The 22,927-nt window shown below is 65.1% G+C and carries 22 protein-coding genes; 7 read left to right on the forward strand and 15 right to left on the reverse strand.

All coding sequences use genetic code 11. The annotated features are described in order from the left end of the window. From Q0X61_RS05470 to meaB, 4 genes are all read right to left on the reverse strand, one after another. Positions 1 to 1,216: PP2C family serine/threonine-protein phosphatase (locus Q0X61_RS05470; protein ID WP_297741128.1), on the reverse strand; the 1,216-nt coding region annotated here is incomplete at its 3' end. 3 nt (positions 1,217 to 1,219) lie between these two features. Beyond that, positions 1,220 to 1,690, reverse strand: a complete 471-nt coding sequence (locus Q0X61_RS05475) for an FHA domain-containing protein (RefSeq protein ID WP_297741130.1) — start codon at positions 1,688 to 1,690, stop codon at positions 1,220 to 1,222. A 4-nt stretch (positions 1,691 to 1,694) separates the two neighbouring features. Next, complete coding sequence (locus tag Q0X61_RS05480; protein WP_297741132.1) at positions 1,695 to 2,387, reverse strand: DUF3662 and FHA domain-containing protein; 693 nt, start codon at positions 2,385 to 2,387, stop codon at positions 1,695 to 1,697. A 47-nt stretch (positions 2,388 to 2,434) separates the two neighbouring features. Beyond that, the gene (gene meaB, locus Q0X61_RS05485; protein WP_297741134.1) at positions 2,435 to 3,478 is read right to left on the reverse strand and encodes a methylmalonyl Co-A mutase-associated GTPase MeaB; all 1,044 of its coding nucleotides are present in this window, start codon (positions 3,476 to 3,478) and stop codon (positions 2,435 to 2,437) included. Positions 3,479 to 3,685: 207 nt separating this feature from the next. Between meaB and Q0X61_RS05490 the strand changes: the two genes are divergently transcribed. Further along, positions 3,686 to 4,645 carry a hypothetical protein gene (locus Q0X61_RS05490; RefSeq protein ID WP_297741135.1) on the forward strand — a complete coding sequence of 320 codons (960 nt, stop codon included), beginning with the start codon at positions 3,686 to 3,688 and terminating at the stop codon, positions 4,643 to 4,645. A 23-nt stretch (positions 4,646 to 4,668) separates the two neighbouring features. Here the strand turns inward: Q0X61_RS05490 and Q0X61_RS05495 are convergent, their stop codons facing one another. From Q0X61_RS05495 to Q0X61_RS13365, 9 genes are all read right to left on the reverse strand, one after another. After that, the gene (locus Q0X61_RS05495) at positions 4,669 to 5,172 is read right to left on the reverse strand and encodes a hypothetical protein (RefSeq protein ID WP_297741137.1); all 504 of its coding nucleotides are present in this window, start codon (positions 5,170 to 5,172) and stop codon (positions 4,669 to 4,671) included. After that, positions 5,169 to 6,020, reverse strand: a complete 852-nt coding sequence (locus Q0X61_RS05500) for a hypothetical protein (RefSeq protein WP_297741139.1) — start codon at positions 6,018 to 6,020, stop codon at positions 5,169 to 5,171. Before Q0X61_RS05500 ends, Q0X61_RS05495 begins: the two co-directional genes overlap by 4 nt. Beyond that, positions 6,020 to 6,346 carry a hypothetical protein gene (locus Q0X61_RS05505; protein ID WP_297741140.1) on the reverse strand — a complete coding sequence of 109 codons (327 nt, stop codon included), beginning with the start codon at positions 6,344 to 6,346 and terminating at the stop codon, positions 6,020 to 6,022. The genes Q0X61_RS05500 and Q0X61_RS05505 overlap by 1 nt, the downstream gene beginning before the upstream one ends. 156 nt (positions 6,347 to 6,502) lie before the next feature. Further along, positions 6,503 to 8,686, reverse strand: coding sequence for a methylmalonyl-CoA mutase (gene scpA / locus Q0X61_RS05510; protein WP_297741142.1), 2,184 nt, complete (start codon positions 8,684 to 8,686; stop codon positions 6,503 to 6,505). Beyond that, positions 8,683 to 10,554 carry a methylmalonyl-CoA mutase small subunit gene (gene mutA / locus Q0X61_RS05515; RefSeq protein ID WP_297741144.1) on the reverse strand — a complete coding sequence of 624 codons (1,872 nt, stop codon included), beginning with the start codon at positions 10,552 to 10,554 and terminating at the stop codon, positions 8,683 to 8,685. The genes scpA and mutA overlap by 4 nt, the downstream gene beginning before the upstream one ends. A 263-nt stretch (positions 10,555 to 10,817) precedes the next feature. Continuing rightward, positions 10,818 to 11,792, reverse strand: coding sequence for a glutathione S-transferase family protein (locus tag Q0X61_RS05520; protein ID WP_297741145.1), 975 nt, complete (start codon positions 11,790 to 11,792; stop codon positions 10,818 to 10,820). A 1-nt stretch (position 11,793) separates the two neighbouring features. Beyond that, complete coding sequence (locus Q0X61_RS05525) at positions 11,794 to 12,792, reverse strand: glutathione S-transferase family protein (protein ID WP_297741147.1); 999 nt, start codon at positions 12,790 to 12,792, stop codon at positions 11,794 to 11,796. Continuing rightward, positions 12,789 to 14,126 carry an MFS transporter gene (locus tag Q0X61_RS05530; protein ID WP_297741149.1) on the reverse strand — a complete coding sequence of 446 codons (1,338 nt, stop codon included), beginning with the start codon at positions 14,124 to 14,126 and terminating at the stop codon, positions 12,789 to 12,791. Before Q0X61_RS05530 ends, Q0X61_RS05525 begins: the two co-directional genes overlap by 4 nt. 179 nt (positions 14,127 to 14,305) lie before the next feature. Continuing rightward, entirely contained in the window at positions 14,306 to 14,374 is a 69-nt protein-coding gene (locus Q0X61_RS13365) for a putative leader peptide (protein WP_367270707.1), read from the reverse strand. 409 nt (positions 14,375 to 14,783) lie between these two features. Here Q0X61_RS13365 and nrfH point away from each other — a divergent pair, with 409 nt between their 5' ends. Genes nrfH through Q0X61_RS05560 form a run of 6 tightly spaced genes read left to right on the forward strand, consistent with a single transcriptional unit; the run spans position 14,784 to position 20,443 of the window. Continuing rightward, complete coding sequence (nrfH, locus tag Q0X61_RS05535; protein ID WP_297741151.1) at positions 14,784 to 15,281, forward strand: cytochrome c nitrite reductase small subunit; 498 nt, start codon at positions 14,784 to 14,786, stop codon at positions 15,279 to 15,281. A gap of 5 nt (positions 15,282 to 15,286) precedes the next feature. Then, positions 15,287 to 16,726, forward strand: coding sequence for an ammonia-forming cytochrome c nitrite reductase subunit c552 (locus tag Q0X61_RS05540; RefSeq protein ID WP_297741152.1), 1,440 nt, complete (start codon positions 15,287 to 15,289; stop codon positions 16,724 to 16,726). Beyond that, complete coding sequence (locus Q0X61_RS05545; protein ID WP_297741154.1) at positions 16,723 to 17,499, forward strand: tetratricopeptide repeat protein; 777 nt, start codon at positions 16,723 to 16,725, stop codon at positions 17,497 to 17,499. Before Q0X61_RS05540 ends, Q0X61_RS05545 begins: the two co-directional genes overlap by 4 nt. Before the next feature lie 3 nt (positions 17,500 to 17,502). Next, positions 17,503 to 18,948 (forward strand): cytochrome c biogenesis protein ResB, encoded by a 1,446-nt coding sequence (locus Q0X61_RS05550; RefSeq protein ID WP_297741155.1) that lies wholly within the window; start codon positions 17,503 to 17,505, stop codon positions 18,946 to 18,948. Positions 18,949 to 18,950: 2 nt separating this feature from the next. Next, entirely contained in the window at positions 18,951 to 19,862 is a 912-nt protein-coding gene (gene ccsB / locus Q0X61_RS05555; RefSeq protein WP_297741157.1) for a c-type cytochrome biogenesis protein CcsB, read from the forward strand. After that, positions 19,859 to 20,443 carry a TlpA disulfide reductase family protein gene (locus Q0X61_RS05560; protein WP_297741159.1) on the forward strand — a complete coding sequence of 195 codons (585 nt, stop codon included), beginning with the start codon at positions 19,859 to 19,861 and terminating at the stop codon, positions 20,441 to 20,443. Before ccsB ends, Q0X61_RS05560 begins: the two co-directional genes overlap by 4 nt. Positions 20,444 to 20,477: 34 nt before the next feature. Here Q0X61_RS05560 and hemL read toward each other — a convergent pair whose 3' ends face one another. After that, complete coding sequence (gene hemL / locus Q0X61_RS05565) at positions 20,478 to 21,773, reverse strand: glutamate-1-semialdehyde 2,1-aminomutase (RefSeq protein WP_297741160.1); 1,296 nt, start codon at positions 21,771 to 21,773, stop codon at positions 20,478 to 20,480. Further along, a complete protein-coding gene (gene hemB, locus Q0X61_RS05570; RefSeq protein ID WP_297741202.1) occupies positions 21,761 to 22,684 on the reverse strand; it encodes a porphobilinogen synthase in 924 nt (307 codons plus the stop codon). The genes hemL and hemB overlap by 13 nt, the downstream gene beginning before the upstream one ends. Positions 22,685 to 22,927: the final 243 nt, after the last annotated feature.

Genomic DNA, 22,927 nt, shown 5'->3' on the forward strand with positions numbered 1-22,927 from the left:
CCGCGAGGCCGCGGAGCTGCTTGGCTGTGGCCCGGCCCGCCTCGAGGTCTTGCACCGCAATGGTGTTGTTGACCGCGTTGCGGTGGAATTTGGGTAGGTCGTTGACGGGGATGTCGGTGTTCTCTGCAACGGTGTTGAGCGGCATCCCAAGCAGCGAACCCGGCATGCCGTTGTAGACGGCGACGGTGCCTGCCGCGGGCGCGATGTAGTAGCGGGTGCTGACGAAGCGTTCCAGGCCCCAGGCTCCCACGCCGATCACCAACGCGACCGCCATGCAGATCGACAGCAGGCCGACCCACTGCCGCCCGGAGTCCTTGGGAGCATAGCGGGCGCTCTCGTCGGGCGTTTGATCAGTGGCTTCGGGCTCGGGTGCTGGCTTCGGAGCTTCCGGGTATCCGCTCGGTTTTCCGGATTTCGCGGCCAGCGCTCCGATCTTCGGCACCTCTACCTCGACGGCGGAACCGAACAGCTCGCCGGGGCGCTCGTCGAGGGCATCGTCTTGTGGCACGAGCTCGCCGATGACGATGGTGATGTTGTCGTGCCCACCGCGTTCGTTGGCGAGACGGGCGAGCTCTTCACAGGCTTCATTAACGTCGTGGTTGGCCAGCACATCGCGGATGCGGGCGTCGTCGACGAGACCGCTCAATCCGTCGGAACAAAACAGCACGCGGTCGCCCTCGGCAGCGTCGAGGAGGGTGAGGTCGGGGTCGAAGCCCTCTTGCCCATTCAGCACCTTGAGGATGAGCGAGCGATGGGGATGGGTGGCGGCCTGCTCAGGGGTGAGTCTGCCCTCGTCAATGAGCGATTGCACCCATGAGTGGTCGTGGGTGAACTGGGTGAGTTCACCGTCGCGAAGCCGGTAGCCGCGGGAGTCACCGATGTGCCCGACGGCGAACTGCTCGCCGTTAAACTTCGCTCCGCAGAAGGTGGTGCCCATGCCGTCGATGGAGGCATCCTCTTCGATGAGGTCGCTGAGTTTTAGGTTGGCCCGGTTGATGGTGCCCGCGATGGCGGCCAGCATGTCGTCGGGATCGCTGAGCCTGCGGTCGGTGCGCTTCGCTTCGGTGGCTGCGACGGCAGAGGCCAGGTCGCCGGCTGCGGCGCCGCCCATGCCGTCGCAGACGAGGAGCATCGTCGGCGACGCGTAGGCCGCGTCTTGGTTGTTCTTACGCACGCGCCCAACCTCGGAATGGGCGGCCCAGCGGATGGAGTACATGCCTCAGGCCTCCAATCGCATCAGGGTGCGGCCAATCCGGATCACATCGCCGACGGTGACGGGAACTGGCTCGTCGCCGACGCGTTTGCCGTTGACGAACGTGCCGTTGGTGGAGTTGAGGTCGCTCAAGAGCCAGGTTTCCTCATCGCGCTGCACGAGTTGGGCGTGCCGAGCGGAGGAGAACTCGTCGTCGAGTAGCAGCGTCGAATCAGCGGACCGGCCGAGGTTGATCGTCGGCTGCACCCCGACAGCCATGCCCTGCTGCGGGCCGTTGGTGATGGCGAAGCGTGTGGGCACGTGCTGGAGGCGGTGATGTTCGGGGCGTCCGCGGTCGGCTGGGATGGCGGCGAGCGATGATGCTGGCACGCGGCGTCCGAATACGTCGGAGCGGATTGTGCCTGCCACGAAGAAGATGAACAGCCACAGTAGGAGGAGGAAGACGATTTTGGTCGTCGCGACGATGAGCTCAGACACGCGGTTACATCTCCGACGGCGCGTGCACCAGCATGCGCGTGTTGCCGATCTCGATGCGTGATCCTTCTCTCAGAGCCGTTTTCGTGACTTTCGTGCCGTTGACGGTGACACCATTGGTGGAGCCCAGATCCTCAATCGTCACCACGGGGCGCTCCGGCGTGCCAGACACCGTGATGAGCGCGTGACGACGAGACACGCCCGGGTCGTTGAGACGCAGGTCGGCGTCGGTACCGCGACCCACTATCAGGCCCGGCGGAACAAGGGGATGGCGCACGCCATGCACTTCGACGACGAGCCGCCCGCCCGATGCAGTGGTGTCGGATTTCCCTTCGACGGCCTCGCTGCGGATGGTGAACTGCCCTGTGGGGAGGTGTTCTTGCAGCTCGTACTCGATGACGATGGGGCCGCTGAATACGAAGTTGTTCTCCGCGGCGTGCTCGCGGATGCCGGGAAGGATTTCGGCGTTCAGCGTGCGAGCGTATGGGAAGAGCCGCTCGTAGTCGTGCTGTGACAGGCCGACGAGGAAGTGGTTGGGGACGAGACGCTTGCCCTTGCTGAGGAGCTTCGCCTCGGCTTCGAGCTCCCGCTGGATGCCTGCGGCGATCTCGACGGGCTGCACGTCACCTTTGAAGGCTCGCGCAAACACCTTGCCGACCACAGAATCGATCTTGCGTTCCGCCTTGTCGAAGACGCCCACGGGATCCTCCTCTCGCTCGCTATCGGCCAAATACCCAGCAAGTCTACCTACTTGCCACGCAAGGCTGCATTCTCGACGTCGCTGCGCGCCCAGCCAAGCGTGTCGACGGAGTTCGCGAACGCTGCCAATACCTGCTCAGCACCTTCGAGTGCGCTGAGCTCTTCCGTGGCGAGTTTGGCCTCGACCTCTGCCGCCACGGCCTGTACCGAAGGTGACGTGCGCAGAGCCTCCTCCAGCTCGCCGCGCACCATATTCCACAGCCACTCGCGCTGCTGCTCGAGGCGACGTCGGGTGAGGATGCCCTGTGCTTCCAGCTCTTCACGGTGTTTGACGACGGCGTCCCATACCTCGTCGAGGCCAGCGCCGGTGTAGCTGGAGCACGTGAGCACGGGGGCGCGTCGTTTCTCGGTGTCGCTGGTGACGAGCTTCATGGCGATGCTCAGGTCGCGAGCGGCGACGCGCGCCTCACCCTCGTTATCGCCGTCGGCCTTGGTGATGGCGATAACGTCGGCGAGCTCAAGGATGCCCCGCTTGATGCCCTGCAGCTGATCGCCTGTTCGCGCCACCTGAAGCATCAGGAAGGTATCGACCATGCCGGACACGGCCACCTCAGACTGGCCTACGCCCACCGTCTCGACGAGCACGACGTCGTAGCCGGCCGCCTCGAGCACCAGCATGGATTCGCGTGTGGCGCGAGCCACCCCGCCGAGATGCCCTGCCGACGGTGAAGGGCGGACGAAAGCGTCGTCGAGCGACGCGAACTCGCCCATGCGGGTGCGGTCGCCAAGGATGGAGCCGCCGGTGCGAGAGGAGCTTGGGTCGATGGCGAGCACGGCCACCTTATGGTGGCGCTCCTGGACGAGTTTGATGCCCATGGCGTTGATGAATGTGGATTTGCCTGCGCCGGGCACGCCTGAGATGCCCACGCGGAACGCCTTGCCCGTGTGGGGCGCGATGGTCCGCAGCAGCTCGTGGGCGAGCTGACGGTGCTCGGGGTTGGTGGACTCCACGAGGGTGATGGCGCGAGCAATGTGCCCTCGCGACCCTTCGCGGATGTGAGAAGCCAGTTCGTCGACGTTGATCTTGCGCACGTCATTAACCCTATCTCGGGGGCCTGACCATTCCGACGGTGGGTGCGGCTGGGCCAAGATAGCGCCGGGTAGACATCTCGTCGAGCCTCGCTGGCGTGCATCTCACCCCGGCTTGCTGCATCCAACCCGTGACACGTTTCTGGGGACGGCCCCGGGCGTCAGGTAACATCGAATGACGTGTGCCCTTGGAAGAAAGGTAGGTGCGCGATGCACATCGAACGTTCCAAGCAACATGTTCGGGTAGCCGCTGCGAGCGCCGGAGCGATGGCGTTGGCTCTCGCCTGCCTTCCCGTCCAGGCATCGGCGGCCGAGGCGCCCGTCGCGCAGGTCTCCGCCAAGCCCGACGTCGCGATGCACTACCAGTGGTCTATCAAGAACACCGCATCGAGGTCGTCGCTTGGAACGGTGCCGGGCGGATCCACCCTGTCCGTCGAGTACACCGTCCAGGCCACCCCCGACGAGTACGAGTACACCCGTGCCGTGATCGCGGGCAACGTTTCGATCACCAACCCCAGCCCTACCGAGGAGCTTTCCGTAGCAGTAACGGTGGCAGGCTCCGACGCTGCCTGGGCCTGTCAGGCGGCCACGCCGAAGGTCACCGTCAAGGCGGGCGAGAGCGCTACCGTCGCCTACGACTGCTTCCTGTCCGGAGACGCGGAACCGCACGAGCAAGGCAGCATCAACGCCGCGTTAGCATGGTCCAGCGCCGGCGAGCAGGGCGAGCAGGGCACCGTGAAGTCGAGCACCTCGTACCAGCTCAACCCCACGCAGACTAACCGCGAGGTGACCGTCGAAAGTGCGTTCGGCGGCGGTGCCCCCGTACAGCTCGGTACTGCTCGGTGGAGGGTAGACGGCCAGCCCGTCGTCTTCCGCGATGTTCGTGAGTTCACGGCCGCCAAGAAGCCCGGGAAGTACACCGTGACGAACCAGGCGCGCCTTGGGAACTCCGGTGCGAAGGCCGCAGCGGCGGTAACGTACACCGTCAAGGAGCAGGGCCCGAAGCCGTCCGCCCAGGCGCCATCGCCCAGTCAGAGCGCGGAAGCCCCGTCGCCCTCACCGAGGGTCACGCAGCCGGCCAACCTCACGACGCCGACGCCCGCCCCGGGCCACAGCGACGGGAAACGTCGCCCTTCTCCGGGGATGCCCCGAACGGGCGCCAATCAGTAGCGCTCGCCTGTGGTCTGGGTGGGTCAGCGGTTCTCGCCCAAGTACTTGAAGTGATACGTGGCACCGTCGGTGCACGTGACGATGTCGTGCTCGCCGTCGGTGCGCTGCCGCTGTGGGTAGAGCTGTTGGTGCGCCAGGAGTGCGTGGACATCATCGACGTACAACACTCGCCAAGGGGACTGTTTCGTGCCGTCGCCTGAGCGCACCATCGTGCCCAGTGCGTGCCACGCGAGCTGCTCCTCGTCGCGTGCCCGATCCTGGTCGCCGAGCGCCAGGAACCCACGCGCGAGGTAGGCGTGCACCACGGGGCTGAAGAACCCCGCTGGCAGGTGCTCTTCCAAGAGCCGGACGGCGTCGTGCTCCCTGCATTTCTCCAGGTAGATCTCCACCGCCGGCAGCCACAACAGGTAGCGGGTGTAGCGGGGGTCTTCGACGATGGCCTCGTGCAGCACGCTGAGTGAGGCGGCGTCGCCGACGCGCCGGTAGTCGGCGTACGCTGCTTCGATGGGTTCGGGCAGTGGGCTCACTGCACTCGACCTCGAACTGGCAGCGGCGGTACCCCGGCGCGTGCGTCAAGCCAACGGCTCGCCTCGGCGCCCGGCTGAAATGTGGGGAACGCGGCGATTGGTTCGCGGTGGCGGGCGTGCTGGAGTTCGTGGCGGAGGGCATCGAGTGCGGAAGGGTGCTCGAGCGTGTCGGGTGCGACGAGTATCTCGCCACGCTCCCAGTCGTAGCCAGCCCGAGCGTCGAGCGCAGTGATCTCGACGGCGGTGCCGGGGATGCCGAGCTGGCGTGCCTGGCGTTCGGCCGCCGCCACGATGACCTCCGCGGCGCGCGAGGGGGCGTCGTCGAAGAGTGAGCGCCAGCGCTCCTCGATGCTCAGTGCGGCGGCAGCTCCGTGCTCGGCGTGCGGGCTGAGGGCATCGGTGAGTGCTTCGACGGCGGCTTCCTCGATCAGGCTCAGTTCCTGGCGGGCGGCGGGGAGCAGTGCGGCGCACCAGCGGGCGCGCGTCGCTTCGTCGGTGCCCCCGAGGGCGTCGAGCTTTGTTTCGTAACGGGCGTCGAGCGCGTCGATGTCCTCGAGGGTTCGGGACACCACATCGGCCGCCTCAAGGTAGCTGTTGGCAACCATGCGCGCGTCGGCGGCGAGCTGGCGCAGCCTGGGCGCGCTGCCGTCGGGACGGGCGGTGTAGGCGGCGAACGCATCCGCCGTCGGGCTGATGTTGCTCTCGAGCACGGTGCGCGTGGCCGAGAGCACGTCGAAGGTAGCGGAGTCAGCTGCCTCGGCGAGAGCGAAGAGCGCGTCAGCGCGGGCATGAAACGCGTTGGGTGTGAGGCGAGGGACAGGCAGGCCGAGTTCGACGAGGGCGCTCATCAGATCTCCTCAGCCCACGCGTCGGCTGAGCGCGCTTCAATAGCTTCGTACGCGCGGGCCGTCTCCGTCATTCGGGCCGCATCCTCGCGGGCGAGCGCCGTCGCAGCATCCGTCCGCTGCGCCAAGGGGCCGAGGACGGCTGCGTCGAGGCGATGGGCCATAGCATCAACCCTTGATGCCTGGCCGACGAGTTCCAGCGCCTCGAGGTTGCCGTCGGGCAGCAGGGGATTGCGCAGCGAGCGCGCGCTGGCGTGCACCGCGTCGACGGCGTGCTCCACGGCTTCGCCGCCGCGGCGCCAGGCGGATGGTGTGAATCGGATCATCATGCCTCCTCAATCTTGCAGGCTAGATGCGTCGGGTGTCAGCGTAGCTGAGTTCTGATACTCAAACGCGGCTCAGAGAAGGCCTCACGCCTGCAACAACGCTGTGGGCCCGCTTCCCTTTTGAGAGGGAAGCGGGCCCACAGCGTTGCGATCAGCCGATCATTCGGCGTCGAGACGCGCGTTGAGCTTGGTCAGCAAGTCAACAGCGCACTCCGGAATGTTCGTGCCGGGCGGGTAGATCGCGTCGGCGCCGTGGTCGCGGAGCTCCTGGAAGTCCTGCGACGGGATCACGCCGCCCACGACGATCATGATGTCCTGACGGCCGAGCTTGTTCAGCTCCTCGCGTAGGGCCGGCACCAAGGTGAGGTGGCCGGCGGCGAGCGAGGAGGCGCCCACGACGTGCACGTCGGATTCGACGGCCTGGCGTGCGGTCTCCTCGGGGGTCTGGAACAGCGGGCCGACGTCGACGTCCATGCCGAGGTCGGCGTACGCCGTTGCGATCACCTTCTGGCCGCGGTCGTGGCCGTCCTGGCCCATCTTCGCGACGAGGATGCGCGGGCGTCGGCCTTCCTTCTTCTCGAACTCGGCGACGAGCTTGCGGGCCTCGTCAACGGCCTCACTGGATCCGGATTCTGCCTGGTACACACCGCTAATGGTACGGATCTGAGCGGTGTACCGCCCGAATACCTTCTCCAATGCGTCGGAAATCTCGCCGACGGAAGCCTGCGCGCGTGCTGCCTCGATGGACACCTGCAGCAGGTTGCGGTCGGGATCCGTCGGATCCGGGTTCGCCGCAGCCCACGTGACGCGCTCCAAGGCAGCCTGGCAGGCTTCCTCGTCGCGGTCAGCGCGCAGACGCTCGAGCTTCGCAATCTGCTGCTCGCGGACGGACTTGTTGTCCACCTTGAGCACCTCGAGCTCTTCGTCGTCCTCCACCTGGTACCTGTTCACACCGACGAGGCTCTGGCGCCCGGAGTCGATGCGGGCCTGGGTGCGGGCGGCGGCTTCCTCGATGCGCATCTTGGGGATGCCAGCCTCGATCGCCTTCGCCATACCGCCGGCTTCCTCAACCTCGCGAATGCGCTCCCATGCCTTGCCAGCGAGCTCGCGGGTGAGGCGCTCGACGTAGGCCGAGCCGGCCCACGGGTCGACGGTTTTGGTGGTGCCGGATTCCTGCTGGATGAACAGCTGGGTGTTTCGGGCGATGCGGGCCGAGAAGTCTGTCGGCAGCGCGATGGCCTCGTCGAGGGCGTTCGTGTGCAGCGACTGCGTGTGGCCCTGCGTCGCGGCCATGGCCTCGATGCAGGTACGCGCGACGTTGTTGTAGACGTCCTGCGCGGTCAGCGACCAGCCGGAGGTCTGCGAGTGCGTACGAAGGCTCATCGACTTCGGGTTCTTCGGGCCGAACTCCTTCACGAGCTTCGCCCACAGCATGCGCGCGGCGCGCATCTTGGCGACCTCCATGTAGAAGTTCATGCCGATCGCCCAGAAGAACGACAGACGCGGAGCGAACTGGTCTACGTTCAAGCCCACCGACTCGCCAGCGCGGATGTACTCCACGCCGTCGGCCAGGGTGTAAGCCATCTCGATATCCGCTGTCGCGCCGGCCTCCTGCATGTGGTAGCCGGAGATCGAAATAGAGTTGAACTTCGGCATGTTCGACGAAGTGAACGCGAAAATATCGGCGATGATGCGCATCGACGGCTGCGGCGGGTAGATGTACGTGTTGCGGACCATGAACTCCTTCAGAATGTCGTTCTGAATGGTTCCGGTCATCTTCTCGTACGGCACGCCCTGTTCCTGCGCCGCCACGATGTATAGCGCCAGGATGGGCAGCACCGCGCCGTTCATCGTCATCGACACCGACATCTGGTCGAGCGGGATGCCGTCGAACAGCTGACGCATGTCGAGGATGGAATCGACGGCCACACCGGCCATGCCGACGTCGCCGGCCACACGTGGGTGGTCGGAGTCGTAGCCGCGGTGCGTGGCCAAGTCGAAGGCAATCGACAGACCCTTCTGACCAGCGGCGAGGTTACGACGGTAGAACGCGTTCGACTCCTCCGCGGTGGAGAATCCGGCGTATTGACGGATGGTCCACGGTTGGTTGACGTACATCGTCGGGTAGGGGCCGCGCAGGAACGGCGGCATGCCCGGGTAGGTGTGCAGGAAGTCGAGATCGTTCAGATCCGTATCGCCGTAGAGCGGCGGGACGAGGATCTGCTCCGGTGTTTGCCAGCCCTCTGAGTAGCCGGCGGCGTCGAGGATCTCGTCGTACTTGTGGTGGTCCTTGCCGGGCACCGAATGGCCGAGATCAACAGTGTTGAAACGAGGGAAACTCACTTGGCTACTCCCATCAGATCGAAAGCGGACTCGAGCAGCTCCACCACGTCCATCCCGTCGAAGACGTTGCCGTCGAGGACGGACTCGGGGTTCTCAGCTCCGAGCTCCTTGAGTTGACCCGCGAGGAGGATGCGCTTCGCGCCCGCCTCCTTGAGGGCCTTGGCCACTGCCATGCCGTGCTCGGCGTACATGGCCGCGTTCGAGCACAGCACCGCGAGCTTGGCGCCCGATTCGGTGAACTGGCGCGCGAATTCCAGCGGGTCGGTGCTCTCCACAAGCTGCGTCTCGATGCCGCCGACGTGGAGCAGGTTCGACGTGAAACCCTCGCGGGGGCCGTAGTGGCGACGCTGGCCGATGCAGGCAAGGAACGCGGTGGGCGTGTTGCCAGCTTCCTTCGCCGCGGCTGCGCGGTCGCGCAGGGCTTCGAAGACCTCCGCGTCGCGCACGAGCTTCAGCCCGTGCAGCTGAGGTGCTTCGGGGCGGGGGCGCGCCGTCGTGACGTCACCTTCGAGGGGGTTGGGGAACGTCGAGGTGCCAGTGATGGGTAGCTTGCGGGTGGCAAGCAACTTTGCGCGCTTGGCGTTCAGCTCATCCAGCTGGGCCGCGACGGTGCCGTCGGTGAGCTTCTTTGCGAAGCCCTCGGCGTCGAGTTCCTGGAACACCTTCCACGCGGCCTCGCACATCTGCTCAGTCATGGATTCGACGAACCAGGATCCGCCAGCCGGGTCGTTGACGCGGCCGACGTTGGCTTCCTCCGACAGCAGTACCTGCACGTTGCGGGAGATGCGACGGGAGAACTCGCCCGGCAGCCCCCAGACGGTGTCGAAGGGGAGGACGGTCTGCACTTCCGCCATGCCTGCGGACGCCGCGAACGAGGCGGTCGTCGCGCGCAGGATGTTCACGTAGGCGTCCGAACGGGTCATCTCGCGCAGCGAGGTAACGGCGTGCTGGATCGCGCCGCGGTTGTCGTCGGAAACCCCCAGCACCTCGCCCACCCGGCTCCACAGGGTGCGCAGCGCGCGCAGCCGGGCGATGGTGAGGAACTGGTCGGTGGTTGCCGACACGCGGAACATGATCTGGCCGAACGCCTCGTCAGCGGTGAGACCGGCGTCGACGAGCGCGCGGACGTATTCGACGCCCACCGCGATGGCGTAGGCCAGTTCGTGCACGTCGCCTGCGCCGGCGTTGTTGTAGATCGTGGCGTCGACGACGATCGGGCGCACGTTGGCAAACGGCTTCGCGAGCTCGACGGCCTCCTTGAGGACGCTCAGATCAGGCTCGGTGCCGGCTAGCGCGGCGGCGCCGATTGGGTCGATGCCGAGGTTGCCGGCAACCTTGTTCGGGTCTCCCTTGGCGAACACCTCGACGAGGGCCTTGGCCGCGTCGAGCTGCTGCGTCTTCGAAGTGAGGTAGATGGGGGCGAGGTCGATCAGCACACCTTCGAGCACAGTTGCGACGTCGCTCGCTGCGATGGCGTCGGGGTCGACGCGCAGGAACACCGCGGTGCCGCCGCGCTCTAGGTCGGCGAGGATCTGCTTCTTGGTGAAGGCAGTATCGCCGTCCTCGTGGAGCTGGGCGATACCCCAGGCCCCTTCCATCTGGCCGGTGCGCACCGTCGAGCCGCGCGTGAAGGGGGCGACGCCGGGGTACCCCAGCTCTTCCACGCCATCTTCCTTCTTATACAGCGGCTTGATCTCGAGGCCATCGACCGTGTGACTCGTCAGGCGTTTGTACGCCTGCTCAATGTCCAGCTCTTTACCTTCTGGCCGCCTCCGGTTCAGCACCTTGAGCACTTGCTCTTCCCACTGTTCTTGGGTGGGGGTGTCGAAGTCGGCGGCCAGGTTGAAGTCTTGCGTCTCAGCGCTCATAGCTCTCCATCCGGGTCTCGGGCCCGGTCCGGGCCCACATACCCAACCCTAGTGGGTGCCAGTTTCACCGACGCCTTCGGGTATCGGTTGCGCCGAGGCCGGTACCCGACCAGCCCGCGGGATCCCGTCCAGCAGGTGCAACCTGTGCGGCTCTGTCCCGGAACATGTGTCACCTGCCTAGCTGCGACGAGGCGCCGCCGGGAAGCAGGTGACACTTGATCCGCTCAGTTGCCGCACAGGTTACGTGTGCCCGGGTGGTTGCCTCACCGCGCGAGGAGGAACTTCTCGTCGGGCGTCGACGACAATCGTGCGCGGTCGTGCGGTTCGGACCAACCTGAGAGATCCGGGCCCTTGGGGATGATCGCATCGGGTTCCAACGCGGCCGAAGTGTAGTAGCCCTGTTTGATGTGGTCGAAGTTGGTGGTGGAGCCGAACCCCGGCGTCTCGTACAGGTCCCTCGCATACCCCCACAGGTGCTCGAAATCGACGAGCCGCTGCCTGTTGGTCTTGAAACGTCCGTAATACGCCGCGTCGAATCTCGCGAGCGTGACCCACAGTCGGATGTCTGCGTCGGTGATGTGGTCGCCGAAGAGGAAGCGACGGGTGGCTAGGCGTTCTTCGATCGTGTCGAGGGCTTGGAAGAGTGCGTCGTAGGCCTGTTCGTAGGCCTCCTGCGTGCGAGCGAAGCCTGCTTTGTAGACGCCGTTGTTGATGTTGTGGAAGACGTAGTCGTTCAGATCGTCGATCTGCGTACGGAGTTCTTCCGGGTACAGGACTGGCGCGTTGGGCTTGTGGAATGGTGCCCACTCCACTTCCCAATAGTTCGTGAGTCGGTGGTAGTCGTTGTTCACCACGGCGCCGGATGCGATGTCGACGACGGCGGGCACCGTCGAGCGCTTGTCATAGTGCGGGTCCGCGCGTAGATAGGCATCGGTGACGTACTCATAGCCGAGCACTGGATCCCGGCCATCGGGGTCGAGAGTGAAACGCCAGCCGTTGTCAGTACGCACCGGCCCCGCAACGCCGACGCTGATGGCATCGGTGAGCCCGAGGAGGTTCAGGGCAATCAGCTGTCGGTGCGCCCACGGGCAGATGTTGGCAACGAGGAGCCGGTATCGACCTGCTTCGACGGGCAGGTCGCCCGGTCCGAAACCGAACGGCGTCGTGAATGAATTGGACTGTCTGGCGAATGCGCCGTCTTTCGTCGTTTCCTTGGTGAGCTCGCTTGCGGCAGCCATGTCAGGCCTCCTTCTTTCCGTCGTTGTGGCGGCGGAACTTCTCGTCGGGTGTCGTGCTGAGGTGTTCCCGCCCGTGCGGGGCATCCCAGGTGGCGAGGTCTGGGCCCTTGGGGGTGATCCCGAACTGCGACTTCACTACGGGGATCGAGTAGTAGTGGCGCTTGATGTGATCGAAGTTCGTGGTAGAGCCAAAACCGGGCGTCTGGAATAGATCCCGTGCGTAGCCCCAGAGCTGCTCGAACTCCGTCAGCCGTTGGCGGTTGCAATGGAACGCGCCGTGGTAAGCCGCGTCGAAGCGCACCAGAGTGACCCACAGTCGGATGTCTGCGTCGGTGATGTGGTCGCCGAAGAGGAAGCGACGGGTGGCTAGGCGTTCTTCGATCGTGTCGAGGGCTTGGAAGAGTGCGTCGTAGGCCTGTTCGTAGGCCTCCTGCGTGCGAGCGAAGCCTGCTTTGTAGACGCCGTTGTTGATGTTGTGGAAGACGTAGTCGTTCAGATCGTCGATCTGCGTACGGAGTTCTTCCGGGTACAGGACTGGCGCGTTGGGCTTGTGGAATGGTGCCCACTCCACTTCCCAATAGTTCGTGAGTCGGTGGTAGTCGTTGTTCACCACGGCGCCGGATGCGATGTCGACGACGGCGGGCACCGTCGGGCGCCCATCGAACGTCGGATCGCCCGCAAGATATGCCTCGCGCAACTCGTGGATGCCAAGAACCGGATCGACGCCACCCTCGTCGAGGTTGAATTCCCAGCCGTGTTCGCCGCGGATCGGATCGACGATGCCGACGCTGATCGAATGTTGGAGCCCGAGCACCTCGCGAACAATCAACTGGCGGTGCGCCCAGGGGCAGAGGTTTCCAACGATGAGTCGATACTTCCCCCGAACGACGGGCAGCTGGCGTTCGCCGTCGCCAAATGGGGTAGTGAAGCGGTTCTTCTGGCGATGGAACTCACCGCCGCTGCCCACCTCAGCCTGCAGATGGTCCTTGGTGCCGGTCATGCTTGTGCCTCCTCGAAGTGAGAGCGGGTGGAGGTGTTCTCCTTGAGATCCTTGCCGCGGGTCTCTGGAATGACGAGGGCCACGATGATGGAAATGAGCACTGCGATCGCCACGTAGACGCCGAAGTACTGCGGACCCCAGTTCGCGCCGATCCAGGTTTGCAACGCGCTGACGGTGCCGCCGAACACTGCTGTTGCGACGGCGTAGCTGAACCCAACGCCAATCGTGCGGATCGACGTCGGTACCAACTCCGCCATGAGCGCAGGCAAGATCGACAGCGGTGCGGCGAGCAGGACCATGGAGAGGGCCTGCGCGACGAACATCCTGCCAGCCGAGCCGTCGAGGAACTGCATCAACCCGAATGTTGTCACCGCCACTCCGGCAAGGCCGATCAGTACGACGGGCTTGCGGCCGATGCGGTCTGAGAGCGCGCCCCACAGAGGGAGAGACGCCATGGCGATGAGGTTGGAACCGACGGACGCCCACAGCGTCGATGAAGGATCCGCGTGGAAGACGGCAATGTGGTATCCGGTCATTGCGGCCCAGTTTTGGAAGGCAATCGTCACGCCGAGCGTGAGGCCGATGATCATGAGCGCGGGACGCCAGGCGCGCAGCATCTCACGGGCAATGCTTGGACGTTGGGCATGGTCTTGTGCCTCTTTGAACACCTCAGTTTCGGGAAGCCGCGAGACGAGCACGAGTGCGTAGATGGAACCGAGCGCACCGACGCCGAACGCGATGCGCCAGCCTCCCGTAATGAGCGCGTCGGCGCCAAGCACTGAAGTGAGGACAGCTCCGAGAAGGTTGCCGAGGAGCCCACCCGCAAGGATCGCGACGTAGACCCACGACGACCAGAGCCCACGGTTGTGCGGTTTGGCCATCTCCGAGACGTACGCTCCCGCGGCAGGCTGCTCGCCACCATGTGCCAGGCCCTGAATGATGCGGGCGGTGACCAACACGATGGCCGCGCCGATGCCGATCGTGTGCTGCGTTGGAGCGAGCGCAATCATTGCGGTGCCTAGCAGAGCTGCTGCCGACGTACCGAACAGTGACACCTTTCGGCCCCGGGTATCAGAAATATGGCCGAAGATCAGCGATCCAACCGGGCGGGCAATGAAGCCGACAGCAAAGACCAGATTGGCGCCCAAGAAGGCCGAAACGCCGTCCTTCGCGAAGAATGAAGTGGCGAAGAACGCTGCGAACGTGGAGTAGATGGCCCAGTCGAACACCTCGAACGTTGAGCCTGCCATGGCGCCATACAGATGCCGGAGTTTGCGAGGGTCTTGTGGGGTGAAATGGGTGGATGAGGGTGTGGTTGCCGTTGTGACGGACATGCAGGTTCCTTGGGTAGCTCGCCTGCGCGTAGGCAGGCGTAAGAGAGACGACTGCAGCACGGGATCAAGCGTGGTGACAGTCGAGAATTCTTGGGTGCGCTAGTGCGCTCAACCTCGTTCAGAGGGATGTGGTGCGGGGGAGCACAGCTCAAGCGACGATCATCGTCGCGGAATGTCGATCAGAGACAGCGCTGGGTAGCGACACGGAGCAGATCAATATGCCTGCGCTCCGTCAGCATCAAAGTCATGGGGCAACACTAACCCATCCATGAACCGACGGTCCACGGCTGCTCGAAGTGTGGGCACAGGTGGAGCCGGGCAGGTGGAACCTGTGCGGCTCTGTCCCGGAACAAGTGTCACTTGCCTAGCCGCGACGAGGCGCCGCCCAGAAGCAGGTGACACATGATCCGCTCAGTTGCCGCACAGGTTACAGGTGCCTAGCCGCGACGAGGCGTCGTCGGGAGATATCGCCTCGACAAGGTGGGGGCAAAGCGGGAAGACCGGCGGGCGCTATCGCCTCGGCGTCGAGAGACAGAGAAACCGTCGGCACAATTTTCCCCCAACGGCACGGCCTGCTACGCGTTGTCGTATACTCGAGTCACTACGAGTAGTAGTAGCCCGTTCAACCGTACCCGACGAGCAATAAGGGGGCAGACGATGGGCCGCTGGATCCAACGACGGTGGCACGACTTCACCCATGCCTTCACGGGGTGGATGGGCGTCACGCTCGCAGCATTGATCGGTGTGACGATCGGTGTCACGGGTTTTACCTTTCACTATTCCGGATTCTTCAACTACTTCGGAGACAGCTCGGAGACCTGCGTCGCCTGCCACGCGATGAACGAGCAATATGAGGGCTGGGCAAGGGGGTCGCATCGTGACGTCACCACCTGCAACTCCTGCCACACCCCGCACGATTCCATCGTGGCGAAATACATCAACAAGGCCGACAACGGCTTCTTCCACTCACTGTGGTTCACGACCGGCACTTACCCGGAGAACATCAAGATTCGTGACCACAACAGGGGAATCGTCGAGGATTCCTGCGTCTATTGCCATGGGGCGATGGTCGACGACATTGCCCACGGTTCGGCCGCTCGCGGCGAACAACTCTCCTGCATTCGATGCCACGACGGCGTGGGCCACAAGAGGTGAACAACATGACTGACAATGCAACCAAGAAACCTGAGCAGAAACTCTGGGTCGGTCCGAGGGCCCGCTGGGTGCCGATTATGGTGCTGGTGCTGGTCGCGGCATGTGCGGCTGCACTCACCTGGTTCCTCACCACCATCTTCGAAAACAAGCAGGATGCCAAGGCACCGTTCACCCACGTTGTGAACGTCGACGAGACCACCTACGACGCGGAGGTTTGGGGTAAGAACTTCCCGCGTGAGTACGAAGGGCACATCGCCACCAAGGAGATGAGCAACGATCCGCAGAAGACCGTCGAACACAAGCCCACCAAGAACGACCCCCGTACGCGCGTCGCGACGAGCAAACTCGAGCTGGATCCGCGATTGGTGACGATGTGGCAGGGCTATGCGTTCTCCGTCGACTACCGCAAGCCCCGTGGCCACGAGTACATGCTGGAGGATCAGCAGCTCACCCGTCGCGTGCGCGAATTCGAGCAGCCAGGCGCCTGTCTGAACTGCCACGCCTCGCTGCCTGAGGTCATGGACTCTCTCGGCAACGGCGACCGCGAGGCCGGCTGGGCTGCGATGAACAAGCTGCCTTACAACGAAGCCGTCCAGCACGCCAAGGCCCCGATCGCCTGCATCGACTGCCACGAACCCGGCACCATGAAACTGCGCGCCACCCGCCCCGCATTCATCGAGGGCATCGCCCGCTACATGGAAAATGTCAAGGGCATCAAGGACTACGACGTCAACCGCGACGCCAGCGTCCAGGAGATGCGCTCGTTCGTGTGTGCTCAGTGCCACGTCGAGTACTACTTCAAGGGTGAGGAGAAGACACTCACCTTCCCGTGGACCCACGGCCTTGAAGCCAACGACGCAATCAAGTACTACGACGAGGTGGGCTGGAGCGACTTCGAGCACAAGCTCACGGGCGCGAACGTGATCAAGGCGCAGCACCCCGACTTCGAGACGTGGTCGCAGGGCGCCCACGCGGCCAACGGTGTTGGTTGCGCGGACTGCCACATGGCCTACAAGCGCGACGGCGCACAGAAGATCACCGACCATCAGATCGCCAGCCCCATGCGCAGCAAGGAGTCGATCAACCAGACCTGCCTCACCTGCCACCACGCTACTGAGGATGAGATGCAGGCCCGCGTCGACAAGATTCAGGAACGCTGGCAGGGCTCGGTCGACGTTGCCTTCGACGCCCTCGACGCCCTCATCAAGGACATCGAGGCCAACAAGGACACGGCCGATCCGGCAGCCCTGACGAAGGCCCGTGACTTCCAGCGCAACGCCCAGTTCCTGATCGACATGAACGTCTCCGAGAACAGCCACGGCTTCCACGCCCCGCAGTATCAGACTTCGCTGCTCAACCAGGCCACCGACTACGCCCGCAAGGGTCAGCTTGCCCTCCACGGCATCGACGTTGGCCCGGTGACTGCGAGCGGACAGAACGGATGAGTGACCCTAGCGGCAGCGTCGATGTTCAGGCGCTCGACGAGTTCCTTGCTCAGGCGCCGCCTGAACTGAAGGATTGGGCTGACGCGCAGCGCGATGGGCTGTCGTCAGCGCCCGGATTGGCGGACCTCCAAGACGACGAAAGCATCGTCGCCGACGAGCCGACTGACCGGAAGCGGAAACGGGAGCCGGCCACCGTTGCGCAGGGCATCAACAAAGTCCTCGTCGCGCTGCTCGCAGCCGCGATCGTGTTGCTGGTACAGGCCTGGGGTCGTCCCGCGCCCGCACCTGCACCCGACGCGCCAGCCGGGGGCATGCCCTCGATGGGTGCGGGCCAGACCACCTTCAAGGAACTCGACACCAAACGTGTGGGCGAGTTGAAACAGCGGCTGGAGCAGAACGCCAAAGACGTCGAAGCGCTGCGCGAGCTCGGCACGCTCTATCAGGAAGCGGGCCAGTGGCAGGAAGCCTACGACTGCTGGGAGAAGCTGCTCGCCGTGAAGCCCGATGATGTTGATGCGCTGCTCTCGAGCGGCGTGTACCGCTTCAACACCGGCGACATCGCCGGTGCAGAACAGCGCTGGACGCAGGTCACAAAGATTGCCCCGGACAAGCCCGAGGGCTACTACAACCTGGGCTTCGTCCACATGGCCAAACAACCGGCCGACACCGCGAAGGCAAAGGCCGCGTGGGAGAAGCTGCTTGAGGTGGCGCCCGATTCGGAACTGGCCAAGACGGCCTCGCAGCACATCGACCGCATGGACAAGGAGGGGTGACCCATGTTGCAGCAGCATGCGCATCCCCAGGCCAGTGACGGGCTCGACGACGACATTCAAGTCGCGCCGAGCCATCTGCTGGCGAAGCTGTACGCCTTCTTCTACAACAAGTTGGTGGGCCTCATCCTCATTCTCGCGACGGGACTGCTCACCCTCCTTGGCGTCCTGGCCCGGCAGATGCCTGACTCCGCCCGCTTCGATCCGGCCCAGCGAGCCGCCTGGCTCGAACAGGTGCGCCCTATCTACGGTGGTTGGACGGACATCGTCGACGCGCTCGGCATTTTCCACATCTTCTCCTCGCCGATCTTCCTCACCGTCACCGCGCTGCTGGCGCTGTCGATCATTGCCTGCACCACCCATCGGCTACCACTGCTGTACCGCAAGGCCTACCGACCGCACACCCACGTGCGCCCCACCTTCTACGAGCACGCGAAGCTGGCCACAGAGATCCGCTCCCCGAAGAGCCAAGCCGACGCGTTGGCCGCCGCGACCGCCGCGCTGCGCAAATCTGGGCACCGGGTGATCGCGGACGAAGACGGGGAGACGCTCTACGTCGACCGTTTCCACTGGGCACCGTTCGGTACCGCGGCTGCGCACCTGGGCTACGTGGTTGTGATGGCGGGCTTCCTCGTGAGCTCGTTCGCAGGCTTCCGTATTGACAACTTCGAACTCACCGTCGGCATCCCCCGCGATGTGGGCCACGGCACTGGCCTCACCGCCGAGGCTAGGTCGTTCACCGATACCTACGACGATCAATGGGGCACCCCCATCGACTACGTCTCCGACCTCGTCGTCAGCCGCGACGGCGCCGAGCTCTCGCGGCAGATGGTCCGCGTCAACGATCCCCTCATCATTGACGGCATCTATTTCCACCAGGCATCCTTCGGGATCTCAGCGGTTATCACCGTGCGGGATGCGCAGGGCCAAGAGCTCTTCCACGACGGGGTCCCGCTTGCCTGGAACACTCCCGACGAACGCGGGCATTACGGCGTGGCCGTGCTCGAGGAACAGGGTGTGGAGGTGTTCGTCATCGCCAACGCCTCCGGCACACGGGTTCCCGGCCTCGAGGCCGGCCAGGTGCGCGTGGAAACCTACCCTGTCGACTCCCGCACCCCACTGGGGCAGGCGATCGTTGATGCCGGATCAAGTGCGCAGGTGGGGGAGCTGACCGTCGGTTTCGATCGTGAACAGCAGTACACGAGCCTCATCGTCAAGCGAGACCCGGGAACGGCCATCGTGTGGATCGGGTGCGCGCTGCTGATCGTCGGGACCTGCCTCACGATGGGGCTGCCACACCGCCGACAGTGGGTGCGCGTCACCCCCGACGGCGACGGCTCCCGCATCCAGATGGCCACCCCCGACAAGCCGGACTCGGCGCGGCGCCGGCTCTTCGACCAACTCGCCCGCTCAATCCAAGGCGCCACGGAAGGCACTGAACGAAAGGTGTAGCCATGCTCGAAACTGCACAGTTACTACTTATCGCGACGACCGTCCTGACACTGGTGTCGTTCGCGTGTTATGTGGTGGCGTTTTGGTTCTCTCACCAAGCCAAGGCGACGGCCCGCGTCAAGCAGAAGGCGCTCGTAGGCGCCGACGCCGACGCCCAGCAGTCGACGACGGACGAGCCCGAGCAGGGGAAGCGAGGGGGAACGTCGCGAGGCACCGTGTGGCTCGGATCGACGCTGATGCGTGTGAACCTGCTGCTGCTCACCGCCTCGCTCATCACACGCGCGATCTCGACGGGGCACGCTCCGTTTGCGAACCACTACGAGTTCGCCGTGTCGTTCGCGTGGGGCATGATCCTCGCGCACGTGCTTGTGGAGTGGAAGTATCGAGTGCGAACGCTCGCGCTGGGCGTTTTGCCAGTGATCTTCGGCATGTTGCTCTACGCTACAACGCTCTCCTATGAGGCGAAGCCGTTGATGCCAGCGCTGCAGAATTCACCGCTGCTCACCACGCACGTGTTCTGCGCAGCGCTCGCCTACGGTGCGGCCGCAGTCGGCTTCGGTGCCGCGGTGATGTACCTGCTCGGTCCCCACGTACCGTGGAAGGGGTGGCCGAAACAGGAGATCCTCGACGAGATCGGCTACAAGTCAGTAGTGGCGACGTTCCCGCTGCTCACCATCATGATCGTGCTGGGCGCACTGTGGGCAAACATCGCGTGGGGTCGCTACTGGAGCTGGGATCCGAAAGAGACGGCCGCGCTCGTCACCTGGCTGGTCTACGGCGCCTATCTCCATGCGCGGGTGACACGCGGCTGGACCGGGAAACGGTCGGCGTGGTTGCTGGTGCTCGGCTTCGCCGCGATCATCTTCACCTACTTCGGAAACCTCTTCTTCGGCGGATTGCACTCCTACGCATGAGCACCGCCAAGCACACGCAAGGCCGCGGCGGGCTCGTCGGACTGCTCATCGTCGTGGCGATTACAGCTGCGGCGCTGATCGTCGGCAACCAGTTCGTCGGATCTTCCGGCGGGCAGGGAGCCTCTCCGGGGGCATCGTCGACGGTGGATGTCGCAGGGGCTCAACGGCGGCCCGCAGTGGGGGAGCAGGCTCCCCGGCTGGCTGCTGCGTCACTGAACGGCGCGTTCGACCTTGCCGAGGCAGACAAGCCCACGTGGGTGGTGTTCATGGCCTCGTGGTGCCAGCAGTGTCGCGCTGAGGCGCCCGATGTCGCCGCCGCGGCGAAGGCACGCGACGACGTGGAAATCGTCGGGGTCTATCTCGGCGAGGACGAGGAGACGGTGCGGGCGTACAACGAACGGCTGGGCCTGACGTTCACGGCCATCCCAGACGAGTCGCAGAAGCTCGCGGCATCGTACGGGGTGCGCGCGATTCCGGCGCACTATTTCGTTGACGCCGATGGGGCCGTGCGGGAGCTGGCGTTCGGGGCGCTGTCCGCCGACGCGATTGAAGAGCATCTGGACCGGCTCGTGGGCGGATGAGCCGACTGGTTCTCCGTCCGCGCGCCCGCCGCGCTCAGCCCTGGGCCGCTGCCTTCGCGGCGGCAGGTAGCGCGTCGATGATCCGGCCAATGGCCTCGTCGTCGTGGGCCGCCGACAGGAACCACGCCTCGAACGCCGACGGCGGTAGCGCGACGTGTTGGCTCAGCATCGCGTGGAAGAACCGGCCGAACGCAGCGGTGTCTTGCGCCTTCGCGTCCTCGTAGTTGCGCACTGGCTCGCCGCGGAAGAACACCGAGAACAGGCTGCTCGCGTGCTGCACCACGTGCGGCACCGATGCGGCGTTGAGTGCGTCGTGCACCGCACCCTGCAGCTCCTCCGAAACACGATTGACATGGGTGTACACCTCGTCGGTGGTGAGCCGGAGCGTGGCGATGCCAGCCGCCGTTGCCAGCGGATTCCCCGACAACGTACCCGCCTGGTACACCGGCCCGACGGGGGCCAACAGCTGCATGATTTCCTCGCGCCCGGCGAGCGCCGCCAGCGGCATGCCGCCACCCACCACCTTGCCGAAGGTGATGAGGTCGGGCGTGTAGCCACCCTCAACCCCTAGCCATCCGCCCGGCGAGGTGCGGAACCCGGTGAGCACTTCGTCGACGATCATCAGCGCCCCGTGCTCCTCAGTGAGACGGCGAATCTCCAGGTTGAAGCCCTCAGACGGCGGCACCACGCCCATGTTGCACGGCACTGCCTCCGTGATGACACACGCGATCTCGCTGCCCGCCTGCGCGAATACTGCCCGCAGAGCGTCGATGTCGTTGTAGTCGACGACGATGGTGTCACCCGCCGCGGCTGGCGTCACGCCGGCAGACCCGGGCAACCCCTGGGTAGCCAACCCCGACCCGGCGGCGGCGAGGAGCGCGTCGGAGTGTCCGTGGTAGCAGCCCGCGAACTTCACGATCTTGCTGCGCTGTGTCGCGCCGCGTGCCAGGCGGATGGCCGTCATCGTTGCTTCGGTGCCCGTCGACACGAACCGTACCTGCTGGGCGGCGGGCACCCGTTCGCGGATGAGCTCGGCCAGCTCCACTTCGGCGCTGGTGGGGGCGCCGAACGACAGCCCCTTCGCCGCAGCGTCCTGCACCGCGGCCACCACCTCGGGGTGCGCGTGGCCCAGCAGCGCCGGCCCCCACGAACATACGAGGTCGACGTAGTCCTGGCCGTTCACGTCGAAGATGTGCGGCCCTCGTGCCTTGGCGACGAACACCGGCGTGCCACCCACGGAACCGAACGCACGCACCGGCGACGACACACCGCCCGGGATGACCCCCTTCGCGCGACGAAACAGCGTGTCCATGTCGATTACTTCAGCCATGAGGCCATCTCCAATCCCCAGTAGGTGAGCACAATATCGGCGCCCGCGCGCACGATGGCGATAACGGATTCGTCGATGGCGCGCTCGCGGTCAATCCAGCCGTTCGCGGCGGCCGCCTCGATCATGGCGTACTCGCCCGACACCTGATACGCCGCGACGGGCACGTCGGAGATCTCCGCCACGTCGGCCAGCACATCGAGGTAGTAACCGGCGGGCTTCACCATCACCATGTCGGCGCCTTCTGCCAAGTCGAGGTCGGTTTCGCGCACGCCCTCGCGGCGGTTGGCTGGGTCTTGTTGGTAGGTGCGGCGGTCGCCCTGCAGCGTCGAAGTGACCGCCTCGCGGAACGGGCCGTAGAAGCTCGACGCGTACTTTGCCGAGTAGGCGAGGATGGCGGTGTCGATATGGCCCTCGCCGTCGAGCGCAGCGCGGATGGCTTCGATCTGGCCGTCCATCATGCCGGAGGGTGCGACGACGTGCGCGCCCGCGTTGGCCTGCGCGATCGCCATCGACGCGTAGGCGGCGAGGGTGGCGTCGTTGTCGACGGTGCCGTCGTCGGCGAGGAATCCGCAGTGTCCGTGCGAGGTGAACTCGTCGAGGCAGGTGTCGGCCATGACGACGGTGTCGTCGCCCACCGCGTCGCGACAGGCGGCGATGCCGCGCTGCAAGATGCCGTCCTCGGCCCACGCCTGCGACCCGCGATCGTCTTTGACCTCGTCTAAGGGGACACCGAACAGCATGATGCCGCCGAGGCCGGCGTTCGCAACGTCTTCGGCTACGCGCTTGATGCCCTCGGTGGTGTGGCGGCGGACGCCGGGCATGGAAGAGATTTCGCCTTCGTCGTCGGCCACGAAGGCAGGGAGTACGAGCTGGCTGGGATGGACGCGGGTCTCGCGGACCAGACTGCGCATGGCCGAAGTGGTGCGCAAGCGGCGCGGGCGAAGGGAAATGTGGGTCATGGCATCCACGTTACCGCGGAAAACCTGACCGTTATCCTCCACGAGAAGCTAATGGCCCCTTGTTTTGGCGGCTTTTCTTCGCGCGTGGAGGAAAACGGTCAAAACGGGCGGGATTGTGGCGCCGCGCCGGACGGATGGGGCCGGGCGTGCTGGTAGGGCGGGCAGCTGTGCGAGGGCAGCGGGCTGCGGGGCCGT

Origin of the sequence: uncultured Tessaracoccus sp. (assembly GCF_947255005.1) — a bacterium.
Lineage (GTDB): Bacteria > Actinomycetota > Actinomycetes > Propionibacteriales > Propionibacteriaceae > Arachnia.